The sequence below is a fragment of the Paracoccus sp. Ld10 genome, assembly GCF_045064235.1.
In the GTDB taxonomy this organism is placed as follows: domain Bacteria; phylum Pseudomonadota; class Alphaproteobacteria; order Rhodobacterales; family Rhodobacteraceae; genus Paracoccus.
Genome location: NZ_JBISHD010000027.1, coordinates 352,217 through 365,368, shown reverse-complemented (window position 1 = coordinate 365,368; position 13,152 = coordinate 352,217). Strand labels below are relative to the sequence as shown.

The following is a 13,152-nucleotide window of genomic DNA, read 5'->3' as shown; positions in this document are numbered from 1 at the left end:
GATTACCGCATGTCCGACGCGCCGAAGAAAGTGGTTCTTGCCTATTCCGGTGGGCTTGATACCTCGATCATCCTGAAATGGCTGCAGACCGAATATGGCTGCGAAGTGATCACCTTTACCGCCGATCTGGGGCAGGGCGAAGAGCTGGAGCCCGCGCGTGAAAAGGCGCTGATGCTGGGCATCGCCCCCGAGAACATCCACATCATCGACGTGCGCGAGGAATTTGTGCGCGATTTCGTCTTCCCGATGTTCCGCGCCAATGCGCTGTACGAGGGGCTGTACCTGCTGGGCACGTCAATCGCACGACCCCTGATTTCGCAGTATCTGGTGCGGATCGCACAGGAAAACGGCGCAGATGCGGTGGCGCATGGCGCGACCGGCAAGGGCAACGACCAGGTCCGGTTCGAGCTGTCGGCCTATGCGCTGGACCCGTCGATCAAGGTGATCGCGCCCTGGCGGGAGTGGGATCTGACCAGCCGCACCAAGCTGATCGAGTTCGCGGAAAAGAACCAGATCCCCATCGCCAAGGACAAGCGCGGCGAGGCGCCGTTCAGCGTGGACGCGAACCTGCTGCACACCTCCAGTGAGGGCAAGGCGCTGGAGGATCCGGCCGTGGCGGCGCCCGACTATGTCTATCAGCGCACCGTGAACCCCGAGGACGCGCCCGACACCCCCGAATTCATCGAGATGACGTTTGAGAAGGGCGACGCCGTGGCGATCAACGGCGAGGCCATGTCGCCCGCCACGATTCTGACAAAGCTGAACGAGCTGGGCGGCAGGCACGGCATTGGCCGGCTGGATTTCGTCGAGAACCGTTTCGTCGGCATGAAGTCGCGCGGCATCTATGAGACCCCCGGCGGCACGGTCCTGCTGGAGGCGCATCGCGGCATCGAACAGATCACCCTGGACAGCGGCGCGGGCCACCTGAAGGATTCGATCATGCCGCGGTATGCGGAGCTGATCTATAACGGGTTCTGGTTCAGCCCCGAGCGCGAGATGCTGCAGGCGCTGATCGACAAGTCGCAGGAACATGTCACCGGCACCGTCCGGCTGAAGCTGTACAAGGGCATGGCGACCTGCGTGGGCCGGTGGTCGGACCATTCGCTGTACAGCGAGGCGCATGTGACGTTCGAGGACGACGCCGGGGCCTATGACCAGAAGGACGCGGCGGGGTTCATCCGCCTGAACGCGCTGCGCCTGAAGCTGATCGCCAACCGCAACGCCCGCGTCGCGAAATGAGTGAAGGGGCCGCCCAGATCGCCATCGTCACCGTCAGCGACCGCGCGTCGCGCGGCGAGTACGAGGACAAGGGCGGCCCCGGTGCCGAGGATTGGTTGCGCGGGGTCGTGACTTCGGCAATGACCATTGACCGGCACATCATCCCGGACGGTCGGGATATCGTGGCCACCACGCTGCGCGACCTGGCCGATGGCGGCGCGGACCTGATCCTGGTCACCGGCGGCACCGGCCCGGCGCCGCGCGACCTGACCCCCGAAGCCGTTGCCGACATCATGGATAAGGAACTGCCCGGTTTCGGAGAGGAAATGCGCCGCGCGTCATTGCGCGAGGTGCCGACCGCCATTCTGTCCCGCCAGACCGCAGCGATTCGGGGCAAGACGCTGATCATCACGATTCCCGGCAAGCCTTCGGCCATCGCGACCTGTCTGGATGCGGTCTTTGCCGCCGTACCCTATTGCCTGGATTTGATGGGTGCCGCGCGCATCGAGACCGACCCCGCACGGATCAAGGCGTTCCGCCCGAAATCTGGCTGAGGGCACGGACGCTTTGGTGCAACGGCCTCTGCGTGGCTTGGGGACCCCAGATCGGCTATCCGCCGAACAGGCGCAGGGCCAGCGGGGCGATGATCGCCGTCAGCACGGCGTTCAGCCCCATGCCGATGCCCGAAAATGCGCCCGCCGTGGCATTCACCTGAAACGCCCGCGCGGTCCCGATGCCATGCGCCGCGACGCCAACCGCAAAGCCGCGCGCGCGCCAGTCGCGGATCTTCATCGCGTTCAGCAGGGGCGTCACCACGATCGCGCCAAAGATGCCCGTCAGCAGCACCAGCGCGGCGGTCAATGTAGGTTGGCCGCCCAGTTGTTCGGCGATGCCGATCGCCACGGGGGCGGTGGTGGATTTGGGCGCCAGCGACGCCAGCACCGACCCCTCGATCCCAAACGCGCGGGCGATCAGCAGGGCTGAGACGACCGCCACGCCGGACCCCGCCAGCAGCCCGGCCAGCATCGGCCAGGCGGCGCGGCGCACGCGCGGCAGATTGTCGTACAAAGGCAGCGCCAGCGCGACCGTGGCCGGACCCAGCATGAAATGCACGAACTGCGCGCCGTCGAAATAGGTCGCGTAATCGGTCCCCGTGATCCCCAGCAGCACCGCCAGCAGGATCACCGCGATCAGCACCGGGTTGGCCCAGCTGGCGCGACCCAGCCTGCGCGACAGCGCGTCGCCCGCCAGATACGCGACCAGCGTGGCGGTCAGCCACAACAGCGGCTCCTGCGCCAGATAGGACCAGATCAGGACCGGATCACTCACGCCCCTGGTCCCTCAGGGCGGCTCGTTCCTCGGATCCGGTCAGGCGGGCCACGGCGGTAAACGCCCAGGCCCCCGCCGCGATGGCCAATACCGTCGATCCCGTCAGGGCCGCAGCCAGGCCCAGCCCCTGTTCACGCAGCAGGTCCCAGTGCGCGACGATGCCCACGCCCGCGGGCACGAAGAACAGCGACAGGTGCGACAGCAGACCGGTCGCCGTGGGGCGGATCGCCTGTGCCAGATCAGGGCGGATGATGAAGGCCGCGACAAGCGCCATCAGCCCCACCACCGGACCGGGCAAGGACAGGCCAAGGCCGCGCGAAGTGATTTCGCCGACCAGCTGGAACGTCAGGATGATGGCAAGGCTGCGGATCATCCGGCAAGATTACCGCGCCGCCCCCCATCGCGCCAGAGCTGTCGGCGCGCATCTTGTGGATAACCGGGGGCGTATGGCGACATCTTGCGGTCTGGTTGACTTGTGCCCCCTGCGGATGGACAATCCGGCAGCCTTTTCGAATCTGGATCCGACACCTTGCGCTTTGACCGCCTGCGACTGAACGGCTTCAAGAGCTTTGTGGACCCGACCGATCTGGTCATCCGCGAGGGTCTGACGGGCGTGGTCGGTCCCAACGGCTGTGGCAAGTCCAACTTGCTGGAGGCGCTGCGTTGGGTCATGGGTGAAAACCGTCCGACGGCGATGCGCGGCGACGGGATGGAGGATGTGATCTTTGCCGGCACCACGCGGCGCAGCGCGCGCGCCCATGCCGAGGTCTCGCTGAGCGTCGACAACCACGACCGCCTGGCCCCTGCGGGTTTCAACGAGGACGACCAGTTCGACATCACCCGCCGCATCACCCGCGACGCGGGCAGCGCCTACAAGATCGCCGGCAAGGACGTGCGCGCACGCGACGTGCAGATGCTGTTCGCCGATGCCTCGACCGGCGCGCACAGCCCGGCGCTGGTCCGTCAGGGCCAGATCAGCGAGCTGATCAGCGCCAAGCCCAAGTCCCGCCGCCGCATCCTGGAGGAGGCTGCCGGCATCTCGGGGCTTTATGCGCGCCGCCACGAGGCCGAACTGAAGCTGAACGGGGCAGAGAGCAACCTGCTGCGCGTCGACGATACGCTGGACCAGCTGACCGCCCAGGCCGCGACCTTGTCCCGACAGGCGCGGGCCGCGGGCAAGTACCGCGAGATCGGCGCCGCCCTGCGCATGGCCGAGGGGGTGCTGCTGTACCGTCGTTGGGCCGAGGCCGAGGCCGCGCGCCTGGCCGCCGCGCAGTCGCTGACACAGGCGATCCGCGCGGCATCCGACGCGGGTGCCGCGTCCGAGGTCGCACAGGCGCGCCGCGCGGAGGCCGAAGAGGCGCTGCCGACGCTGCGCGAGGAGGAGCAGATCGCCGCAGCCCTGGTCAGCCGCGTGGCCGTCGACCGCGAGGCGCTGGACAATGCGCAGGCCCGCGCCGCCGAGGCGATCGCCGCGCTGACGGCCCGCATCGCCCAGCTGGACCGCGACATCGACCGCGAACAGGCGCTGAACCGTGACGCAACCGAGGTCATAGAGCGTCTGGCGTGGGAAAAGGCCGAGCTGGACCGCGCCGCGCTTGGCCATGACGACCGCCTTGAGGCCGCAACCGAAACCGCCGATGCCGCAGCCGAGGCGCTGCGCGAGATCGAGGCGCGGCTGGCCGAGCTGACCGACGAATCCGCGCGGTTGGCCGCGCGCCATCAGTCCGCCGAACGTCTGGCGGGCGATCTGCGCGCGATGTTCGACCGCGCCGACCGATCCGCCACCGAGGCGGCGGAGGCCGTGTCCCGTGCCAACGCTGCCGGAGAGGCGGCCACCGCCGCACTGGACCGGGCCGATACCGCGCAGGATCAGGCCCGTGATCGCGCCCATGGCGCCGAAGACGCGCTGGCACAGGCCGAAGGCGCGCGCGCCGATCTGGAGACGGTTGAGGCCGCCGCCCGCGCCGCCCGCGCCGAGGCCGAGGGAGAGGCCGCCGCCCTTGCCGCCGAACGCACCGCCCTGCAGCGGCTGGTCGAGCGTGGGCAGGCCGGGGGCGCCACGCTGTTGGACCGGGTGCAGGTCGCGCGCGGATACGAGGCCGCGTTCGGTGCGGCCCTGGGCGACGACCTGCGCGCCGGCGTGACGCAGGACGGGACCGGCTGGCACGACCTGCCGGTCTGGGACACGGCGCAGGATTTGCCGGACGGCGCGCAGCCCATGACGCCGCATGTGCGTGGCCCCGACCTGTTGGCGCGGCGGCTGTCACAGACCGGTCTGGTGCTGGACGCGGGGCAGGGCGCGGCGCTGCAATCCGCGCTGTTGCCGGGACAGTCGCTGGTCACCCCTGCGGGTGATCTGTTCCGGTGGGACGGGTTGCGGGTCATGGCGGGTCAGGCCGCGTCCTCGGCCGCGCTGCACCTGCAGAACGTGAACGCGCTGGCGCGGATCGCCGACCAATCCGACGAGGCCCGCGACCGCGCCGCAGTGGCCCGCGACGCGCATGAGGATGCCCGCGCGGCCTTTGCTGACGCCGCCCAGGCCGAAAAATTGGCCCGCGATGCGCGGCGCGAGGCCGAGCGCCTGCTGTCGGACGCCGCACGCGCCGCGACACGCGCCGAATCGGATCTGGCAATGGCCGCCAGCCGTGCCGACAGCGCCGGGGCCGAACTGGCGCGTCACCGTGCTGATGCGGCCGACGCGCGCACCCGCCTGACCGATGCCGAGGCACAGCTGGCCGCCCTGCCGAACCGGGGCGACGCCGCCGCCGCCCTGGAACATGCCCGCACCGGGGTCGAGGCCGCCCGCATCGCCACAATGACCCGCCGGGCCGCCCTGGACGAATTGCGGCGCGACGCCAACGCGCGCATTCGCCGTCAGCAGGAGATCACCAAGGAGCAATCCGGCTGGCGCCTGCGGTTGGATCAGGCCGGCACCCGCGCCGCAGAACTGGCCGCGCGCCGCGACGGCGCCGGGGTCGATCTGGCCCAGGCCCAGGCCCAACCTGCGCAGCTGGACGATCAACGCGCCGTCCTGGCAGTCCGCGAGACCGAGGCTCAGGACCGCCTGTCCGCCGCCCGCGATGCCCTGCAGGTCGCTGAGGACGCCGCGCGAACCGCCGCCTTGGCCGAACGCGACGCCGAACGCCTGGCATCGGACGCGCGCGAAGGCCGTGCCGCGCGCGAGGCCCGTGCCGAGGCCGCCCGCGACGCCGAAGCCGCCGCCCGCGCCCGCATCGCGGAGGAGACCGACCAGACCCCCGAACAGTTGCGTGCCACCCTAGGCCAGATCGACGACACCGCCCCCGCCGACGCGCTGGAGGATCAGATCGCCCGCCTGCGCACCGCCCGGGACGCGCTTGGCGCCGTCAACCTGCGCGCCGACGAGGACAAACGCGCGCTGGAGGAAGAGCGCGACGCGCTGGCCGCGGAAAAGACCGACCTGGAGGAGGCAATCCGCAAGCTGCGCGCCGGTATCGGCAGCCTGAACCGCGAGGGGCGCGAACGCCTGCTGGCGGCGTTCGAGACGGTCAACGCCAATTTCGCGACCCTGTTCACCACGCTGTTCGGCGGAGGGGAGGCGCGGCTGGTTCTGGTCGAATCGGACGATCCGCTGGACGCGGGTCTGGAAATCATGTGCCAGCCGCCGGGCAAGCGTCTGTCGACGCTGTCGCTGTTGTCGGGGGGCGAACAAACGCTGACGGCGATGGCGCTGATCTTTGCGGTGTTTCTGGCCAATCCCGCACCCATCTGCGTGCTGGACGAGGTGGACGCGCCGCTGGACGATGCCAATGTCAGCCGGTTTTGCGACCTGTTGGACGAGATGACGCGCCGCACCGACACGCGGTTTCTGATCATCACCCACCACGCGGTGACGATGGCCCGGATGGACCGGCTGTTCGGCGTCACGATGGTCGAACAGGGCGTCAGCCAACTGGTCAGTGTGGACCTGAAACGCGCCGAGGCTCTGGTCGCGTGACGCGACCCGCGTTAGGGTCCGGGTCGAACCAAGCGAGGATCCAATGACTGTTGAACAGACCCTGGCCGACAAAGGCATCACCCTTCCCGCAGCACCCACGCCGGCGGCGAATTATGTCCCCTTCGTGCAGACCGGCAACCTGGTCTTCATCTCTGGCCAGATCAGCGCGGATGATAACGGTCTGATCACCGGCAAGCTGGGCGATACGACCAGCCTGGAGGACGGCGCCGCCGCCGCCCGCCGCTGTGGTCTGGCCCTGATCGCGCAGCTCAAGGCCGCGGTGGGCGACCTGGATCGCGTGACGCGGGTCGTCAAGCTGACCGGTTTCGTCAATTCGACCCCCGATTTCACCGATCAGCCCAAGGTCATCAACGGCTGTTCCGACCTGATGGTCGAGGTCTTTGGCGATGCGGGCCGCCATTCCCGTGCCGCCGTTTCCGCGCCCTCTCTGCCCTTTGGCGTCGCGGTCGAGATCGAAGCCGTCTTCGAGGTCCGTTGATGCTGGACCCGCGTTTCCTGACGGTGCCCATCACCCATCGCGGGTTGCACGGGACAGGAGTGCCGGAAAACAGCATCGCCGCCGCGCAGGCGGCGATCGACGCGGGCTATGGCATCGAATGCGACATCCAGCCCGGCCCGGACGGGGTGCCGCTGGTGTTTCATGACGACCGGCTGGACCGACTGACCGGGGCACAGGGTTTGATTGCGGCAACCGATGCGACGACCCTGTCGGGCCTGCGCCTGCTGGGCACGGATGAGCCCGTGCCGACGCTGGCACAGTTCCTGGACCTGGTCGCAGGACAGGTGCCCCTGCTGATCGAGATCAAGGATCAGGACGGCGCCTGCGGGCCCGATGTCGGCACCCTGTCGGTCAACGTGGCGCGGGCGCTGTCGGGTTATGACGGCCCGGTGGCGGTGATGTCCTTCAACCCGCACATGATCGCGGCGTTTCGCGCCGAGGCCCCGGACGTGCCGGTGGGTCTGACCACCTGCGCCTTTGCCGAGGCGGACTGGAGCCGAATCGCCCCGGACCGCCGCGAGGAACTGGCGCAGATCCGCGATTTCGACGCGGTGGGGGCGTCCTTTATCTCGCATGACAAGAACGATCTGGACAATCCGCGCGTCGATGCCCTGCGCGCGCAGGGCATTCCCGTCCTGACCTGGACGATCCGCAGCCCGAGCGAGGAGGCCACGGCCCGTCGCGCCGCCACGAACATCACGTTCGAAGGCTATCGGGCGGCGACCTGACGCTTTTTCTTTGCGCAAATACCACGGGGCGCCGGCCTGCGGCGCCCCGCGACACCGGCGGGGCCTGACAAGCGGCGTCCCGCACCCTATCTTACGGCGCATGACCGACATGATGACCCTGACCACCCATCCCTCGATCGCCGCCATCGACCCGCAGGTGTGGGACGGTCTGGGCGACGGCAATCCCTTTACCACGCACCGCTTTTTGTCCGCGCTGGAACAGTCCCGATCCGTCGGAACCGGATCGGGTTGGCAGCCGCTGCACCTGACGCTGGAACGCGACGGTCAGGTGGTGGCCTGCGCCCCCCTTTATGCGAAATCGCACAGTCAGGGCGAATACATCTTCGACCATGCCTGGGCACAGGCCTATACGCGGGCGGGCGGACGCTATTACCCCAAGCTGCAATGCGCGGTGCCGTTTACCCCCGCCACCGGTGCACGCCTGTTGGCCCGCGACGACGAGGCGCGGGCGGGTCTGTTGGCGGGTCTGATGCAGGTGGCCGAGCGGTTGGACGTATCGGGCGCGCATGTCACCTTTTGCACCGAACCCGAGGCCGACCTGGGCGAGGCTGCGGGTTTTCTGCCGCGCGTGACGCAGCAGTATCACTGGCTGAACCGCGGCTATGGCAGCTATGACGATTTTCTGGCCGCGCTGTCCTCGCGCAAGCGCAAGGACCTGCGCAAGGAACGCGCTCGCGCCCAAGGGTTCGGAGGCACGATACGCCACCTGACCGGAGACGATCTGAAGCCCCACCATTGGGACGCATTCTGGGAGTTCTATCAGGACACCGGCGCGCGGAAATGGGGCCAGCCCTATCTGACGCGTGCGTTCTTTGACCGCATTCAGGACACGATGCGCGACGATATCCTGCTGGTGCTGGCGGAAACCGACGGCCAGCCAATCGCGGGGGCGCTGAATTTCCTGGGGCCCGACGCGGTTTACGGTCGGTACTGGGGCTGCGTGGCCGACCACGCGTTTCTGCATTTCGAGCTGTGCTATCATCAGGCCATCGATCACGCGATCGCGCATGGATTGGCACGGGTCGAGGCGGGGGCGCAGGGCGACCACAAGCTGGCCCGCGGATACGAGCCGGTGCCGATCCATTCGTTGCACTGGGTTCGCGATCCGGGTTTTCTGCGCGCGCTGGAGAACTATCTGGGTCAGGAACGTGACGCGATGGGCGCCGAGATCGAGGCACTGGCCGATTTCACCCCGTTCCGAAAGGGTGACCTGTCGCCGTGACCGGGCTTTTGCGTCCCGCGAGGCGCCGGGGGGCCAGCCCCCCGGACCCCCCGGTGTCGTGCTGCCGGTCTGGTGTCAGACCTTTTCCAGCAGGGCCTCTCCGGCACTGACGGTACAGGCGCCGGGGCTGTCCTCGACGTCGATTGCCTTGACCACGCCATCCTCGACCAGCGCGGCGAAACGCTTGCAGCGGTCGAAAAGACCTGCGGGCGGGGCGGTGAAGTCGAGGCCCAGAGCCTTGGTCACGCTGCCGTCTGCATCGGCCATGACCTCGATCCCGGCTTCGGTCGCGCCGGTCTGGTCCGCCCAGGCCTTGGCCACGAAGGGATCGTTCACGGTGATGCAGACGATACGCAGAACACCCTTGGTGCGGAACATGTCCGCATGGCGCACAAAGCTGGGCATATGCGCGTTCGTGCAGGTGCCGGTAAAGGCCCCCGGCAGGCCGAACAGGGCGACCTTGCCCTGCATCAGGTCGGCAAGGTCGACGGTCTCTGGGCCGGCCTCGCCTACGCGCAGCAATTGGCCCTGGGGCATCGTGTCTCCGGCGGTGATGGTCATCGCATTCTCCTGAATTGCAACGGATTCGCGGCGACTATAGGGTGCCCCCGGTGAACAGACCAGAGAGGCGGCGGATGCGCATCGTGATCGTGGGTGGGGGGCAGGCGGCGGCCTCGATGGCGGCGCGGTTGCGGGCAAAGGGGCACGCAGGCCCGCTGACCGTGATCGGTGATGAACCCGCCGCCCCCTATCAGCGCCCGCCCTTGTCCAAGGCCTATCTGCTTGGCCGGATGGATATCGACCGCCTGACGCTGCGCGCGCCGGAGTGGTGGCGTGATCAGGAAATTGCGCTGCACCTGTCCGAAACGGCGTTGTCGATCGATGCAGTCGGGAGGGTGGTGACCACCGACCGGGGTACCCATGGTTATGACGCGCTGGCGTTGACCACCGGCGCGTCTCCGCGCCGCCTGCCCGCGTCGATGGGCGGCGATCTGCCCGGCACGCATGTGATCCGCAATCTGGCCGATGTCGATGCGCTGGCCCCGCAGTTGCACGAGGGGCGGCGTCTGGTCGTGATCGGCGGCGGCTATATCGGTCTGGAGGCGGCGGCAGTTGCGCGCAAGTCGGGCCTCAAGGTCACGCTGATCGAGGCGGCACCCCGCATCCTGGGCCGGGTCGCGGCGGCCCAGACCGCGGACCTGATCCGCGCGCTGCATCAGGCGCATGGCGTCACGATCCTGGAGGGAACGGGGATCAGCCGCATCACGGGGGAAGACCGGGTCGATGGTGTGGCGCTGACCGACGGACAGCAGATTGATGCGGATCTGGTAATCATGGGTATCGGTGTGCTGCCTGAAACGGGGCTGGCGGCCACGGCGGGGCTGCATCTGGACAACGGAATCGCGACCGATCTGCATGGGCGCACATCCGATCCGTCGATCTGGGCCGCGGGCGATTGCGCCAGCACGCCATGGCAGGGCGGGCGGTTGCGGCTGGAGAGCGTGGGCGGGGCCATCGACATGGCGGAATGCGTGGCCGACAATATGCTTGGGTATGCCCGCGACTATGTACCCAAGGCTTGGTTCTGGTCGGACCAGTTCGATGCAAAACTGCAGATCGCGGGTCTGAACACGGGTCACGATCAGGTCGTGGAACGGGCGGGGCAGGGCGATCATGCCGCATCGGTCTGGTATTATCGACAAGGTGCGCTGATTGCCGTCGACGCGCTGAATGACGTTCGCGCCTACATGATCGGCAAACGCCTGATCGAGGGCGGGATCAGCCCCGATCCGGCGACGCTTGCGACGGTGCCCGACCTTAGGGCGCTGCTGGCATGACCGGGTTCGATTCGCAGGGCGGCCCAGGGGGGTGCGGGGGGCAGGATGCCCCCCGCCGCCACCGCGGGACGCAATCATGAGGATCGTCGGCGGCACGCTGCGCGGCCTGAAGCTGGCCGATCTGGGCGAGGGCGATCCGGCCGCGCATCTTCGTCCGACGACCGACCGCGTCCGCGAGGCGATCTTCAATCTGCTGATCAACGGCACGCATGGCAATCCGCTGCCCGGTGCGCGCGTGCTGGATCTGTTCGCGGGGACCGGCGCCCTGGGGCTGGAGGCGCTGTCGCGCGGCGCGTCACACGCCACCTTGGTCGATGACGGCTCCCGCGCGCATGCCCTGATGCGTCAGAACATCGCCAAGGCTCGGGTGCAGCCGACGACCGTGCTTTTGCGCCGTGACGCGACCAAGCTTGGACGCAATACGGGGGCTGCCTTTGATGTCGTGTTCATGGATCCACCCTATGGCCAGGGAAGCGGAGAGGTCGCGCTGACCTCTGCATTGCAGGGCGGTTGGATCGGCGCGGGCGCGTGGATCGTCTGGGAGGAGTCGCGCGCGCCCTTGCTGCCCGCTGCCATGACGCTGCTGGATCGGCGCAGCTATGGCGATACCGTCGTGACGCTGGCGCGCGTCGCACCCAACTGACGGCGGGTAAAGGCGCAGGGCGCGTCACCACGGTCGAACACACACGAAATCGGTCACCGCGCTCACCGCCTGATAAACCACGTCCGCGCAGGCGGTCCCGGCCAGCGGAATATCGGCACCTGACGCTGCCGGTCGATGACGCGATCCGTTCTACACCCCGCAGGGTGCACCTGACGGTGCGGAGCCGTCCGGTGGCGCCAGGCCTGCCTTCGGCGGCCCGGCGCGTCAGTGCCTGCCGCCGCCCGCGGATCAGGCCGAATGGGCGATGCTGGCCGCTGCGGCCTCCAATGCGCCGGGGCCATGCGGGATGGACAGGGCAGTCAGACCCGCCTCGATTGCGCCCAGCGTGCCCAGAAGGACCCCGGCGTTGGTGTGGCCCATATGGGCGATCCGCAACGCAGCCGCAGGGTCAGGCGCGCCCAGACCAACGCCCAGCGTCACCCCGCATGCGCGCGTGACCCATGCCCGCAGCGCGTCCGCGCCGGGCAGGGTCACCGCCGTTACCGAACAGGCGCGGGCGCTGGGATCGGCCACCGAGACGCGGATGCCGCTGCCGACCGACCAGGCGTCGACCGCGGCCCATGTGGCGCGCGCCAGCCTGTTGTGTCGCGCCCAGGTGGCCTCTAGCCCCTCTTCGTCGAGAATCATCGTCAGCGCCTCGGACAGGGCGAAGATCTGTTGGACGGGCGGAGTGCCGCCCCACCAGCGCCACAGCGCGTCCGACCCGGCCCGCAGGTGCCAGTCCCACCACGGAGAGGTCAGCGACGTCCGCCCCCGCGCCGCCGCCTTGTCCGAAAACCACACGAAGACCGTACCGGGCGGGCACATCAGCCCTTTTTGGCTGGCGGCGATCAGCACGTCGACGCCCCAGTCGTCCATCCGCATCGGCGCACAGCCCAGTGACGCGATGGCATCGACCACCAGCAGCGCCGGGTGATCGCCCATCGCCGCCCGGATTGCGCGAATATCGGCCAGGGTCGCGCTGGCCGTGTCGGTCTGACACACCATCACGGCGCGGATTCGTCCTTGCGGGTCCTGGGCCAGACGCGCGGCCAGACGCCCCGGATCGGGGGCCAGTGCGCCGAAATCCATCCGCTCGACCTGAACGCCCAGACCCTCGGTCATGTCGGCCCAGGACCGGCCGAAATGGCCGCTGGTCAGCACCAGCGCCAGATCGCCGGGGGCGAACATGTTGGCGGATGCCGCCTCCCACCCTGCATGACCGTTGCCGATATAGGGGGCCAGATGCGCCTGTGTGCCCGCCAGCCGCTTCAACTGGGCCATCACCTGCAGGTTCACCTGCGCCAGATCATTGGCATAGATGTCGGGCGACGCCCGATGCGCCGCGTTCAGCACGCGCGCCGGCACCGGAGAGGGGCCGGGAATTGCGATCAGGTCGGGTCCGGGGGCAAAGTCCATCACATGCGTTCCTTCACATCATGCAGGATCGGTAGGGCCACACCCCCGCGGCGTCAACGGGGCGTGGTCTTGTGGCGCAAGGCCGGAAAGGGGTATGGCTGGGCGTGATCGAAAAGGGCGCCCGCGCCCGCGACCGAAAGGCCCGACAGACCCGTGGACCCCCGCCAGGACAGCCCCTCCCGACTGATTGCCGCCGCGACGCGCGGGACGACCGTGCCGCCGGCCCAGGATGCCG

General features: G+C 68.6%; 12 protein-coding genes. 8 read left to right on the top strand and 4 right to left on the bottom strand.

Going from position 1 to position 13,152, the window contains the following annotated elements; translation table 11 throughout:
* Window positions 1-9 precede the first annotated feature (9 nt).
* Complete coding sequence (locus tag ACJJVR_RS10100) at window positions 10-1,239, top strand: argininosuccinate synthase (protein WP_405404224.1); 1,230 nt, start codon at window positions 10-12, stop codon at window positions 1,237-1,239.
* Entirely contained in the window at window positions 1,236-1,772 is a 537-nt protein-coding gene (gene mog, locus ACJJVR_RS10095) for a molybdopterin adenylyltransferase (protein ID WP_405404223.1), read from the top strand. The genes ACJJVR_RS10100 and mog overlap by 4 nt, the downstream gene beginning before the upstream one ends.
* Window positions 1,773-1,827: 55 nt before the next feature.
* On the opposite strand, the gene ACJJVR_RS10090 is transcribed toward mog, so the two are convergent.
* A complete protein-coding gene (locus ACJJVR_RS10090; RefSeq protein ID WP_405404221.1) occupies window positions 1,828-2,547 on the bottom strand; it encodes an LrgB family protein in 720 nt (239 codons plus the stop codon).
* Entirely contained in the window at window positions 2,540-2,920 is a 381-nt protein-coding gene (locus ACJJVR_RS10085) for a CidA/LrgA family protein (RefSeq protein ID WP_405404219.1), read from the bottom strand. The genes ACJJVR_RS10090 and ACJJVR_RS10085 overlap by 8 nt, the downstream gene beginning before the upstream one ends.
* 156 nt (window positions 2,921-3,076) lie before the next feature.
* Between ACJJVR_RS10085 and ACJJVR_RS10080 the strand changes: the two genes are divergently transcribed.
* From ACJJVR_RS10080 to ACJJVR_RS10065, 4 genes are all read left to right on the top strand, one after another.
* Window positions 3,077-6,526 carry a chromosome segregation SMC family protein gene (locus ACJJVR_RS10080; RefSeq protein ID WP_405404217.1) on the top strand — a complete coding sequence of 1,150 codons (3,450 nt, stop codon included), beginning with the start codon at window positions 3,077-3,079 and terminating at the stop codon, window positions 6,524-6,526.
* Between the two features lie 43 nt (window positions 6,527-6,569).
* Window positions 6,570-7,025 carry a RidA family protein gene (locus ACJJVR_RS10075; protein WP_405404215.1) on the top strand — a complete coding sequence of 152 codons (456 nt, stop codon included), beginning with the start codon at window positions 6,570-6,572 and terminating at the stop codon, window positions 7,023-7,025.
* On the top strand, window positions 7,025-7,774 hold the full coding sequence (locus ACJJVR_RS10070; protein ID WP_405404213.1) for a glycerophosphodiester phosphodiesterase family protein: 750 nt from the start codon (window positions 7,025-7,027) through the stop codon (window positions 7,772-7,774). Before ACJJVR_RS10075 ends, ACJJVR_RS10070 begins: the two co-directional genes overlap by 1 nt.
* 100 nt (window positions 7,775-7,874) lie before the next feature.
* Window positions 7,875-9,017, top strand: coding sequence for a GNAT family N-acetyltransferase (locus tag ACJJVR_RS10065; protein WP_405404212.1), 1,143 nt, complete (start codon window positions 7,875-7,877; stop codon window positions 9,015-9,017).
* Between the two features lie 75 nt (window positions 9,018-9,092).
* Here the strand turns inward: ACJJVR_RS10065 and ACJJVR_RS10060 are convergent, their stop codons facing one another.
* Entirely contained in the window at window positions 9,093-9,578 is a 486-nt protein-coding gene (locus tag ACJJVR_RS10060; protein WP_405404211.1) for a peroxiredoxin, read from the bottom strand.
* A gap of 74 nt (window positions 9,579-9,652) precedes the next feature.
* On the opposite strand from ACJJVR_RS10060, the gene ACJJVR_RS10055 reads away from it, so the two are divergent.
* Together ACJJVR_RS10055 and rsmD are read left to right on the top strand one after the other, a co-directional pair.
* Window positions 9,653-10,855, top strand: a complete 1,203-nt coding sequence (locus ACJJVR_RS10055; RefSeq protein ID WP_405404453.1) for an NAD(P)/FAD-dependent oxidoreductase — start codon at window positions 9,653-9,655, stop codon at window positions 10,853-10,855.
* Between the two features lie 76 nt (window positions 10,856-10,931).
* Window positions 10,932-11,498, top strand: a complete 567-nt coding sequence (gene rsmD, locus ACJJVR_RS10050; RefSeq protein WP_405404210.1) for a 16S rRNA (guanine(966)-N(2))-methyltransferase RsmD — start codon at window positions 10,932-10,934, stop codon at window positions 11,496-11,498.
* 249 nt (window positions 11,499-11,747) lie between these two features.
* Here rsmD and ACJJVR_RS10045 read toward each other — a convergent pair whose 3' ends face one another.
* Window positions 11,748-12,917: a pyridoxal-phosphate-dependent aminotransferase family protein gene (locus ACJJVR_RS10045; protein WP_405404208.1), complete on the bottom strand. Its 1,170-nt coding sequence runs from the start codon at window positions 12,915-12,917 to the stop codon at window positions 11,748-11,750.
* Between the last annotated feature and the right edge of the window lie 235 nt (window positions 12,918-13,152).

Coding starts and splice junctions, on each gene's coding strand:
- ACJJVR_RS10100 (WP_405404224.1), top strand. CDS start 10: ATGTCCGACGCGCCGAAGAAAGTGGTTCTTGCCTATTCCGGTGGGCTT.
- mog (WP_405404223.1), top strand. CDS start 1,236: ATGAGTGAAGGGGCCGCCCAGATCGCCATCGTCACCGTCAGCGACCGC.
- ACJJVR_RS10085 (WP_405404219.1), bottom strand. CDS start 2,920: ATGATCCGCAGCCTTGCCATCATCCTGACGTTCCAGCTGGTCGGCGAA.
- ACJJVR_RS10075 (WP_405404215.1), top strand. CDS start 6,570: ATGACTGTTGAACAGACCCTGGCCGACAAAGGCATCACCCTTCCCGCA.
- ACJJVR_RS10070 (WP_405404213.1), top strand. CDS start 7,025: ATGCTGGACCCGCGTTTCCTGACGGTGCCCATCACCCATCGCGGGTTG.
- ACJJVR_RS10065 (WP_405404212.1), top strand. CDS start 7,875: ATGACCGACATGATGACCCTGACCACCCATCCCTCGATCGCCGCCATC.
- ACJJVR_RS10060 (WP_405404211.1), bottom strand. CDS start 9,578: ATGACCATCACCGCCGGAGACACGATGCCCCAGGGCCAATTGCTGCGC.
- ACJJVR_RS10055 (WP_405404453.1), top strand. CDS start 9,653: ATGCGCATCGTGATCGTGGGTGGGGGGCAGGCGGCGGCCTCGATGGCG.
- rsmD (WP_405404210.1), top strand. CDS start 10,932: ATGAGGATCGTCGGCGGCACGCTGCGCGGCCTGAAGCTGGCCGATCTG.
- ACJJVR_RS10045 (WP_405404208.1), bottom strand. CDS start 12,917: ATGGACTTTGCCCCCGGACCCGACCTGATCGCAATTCCCGGCCCCTCT.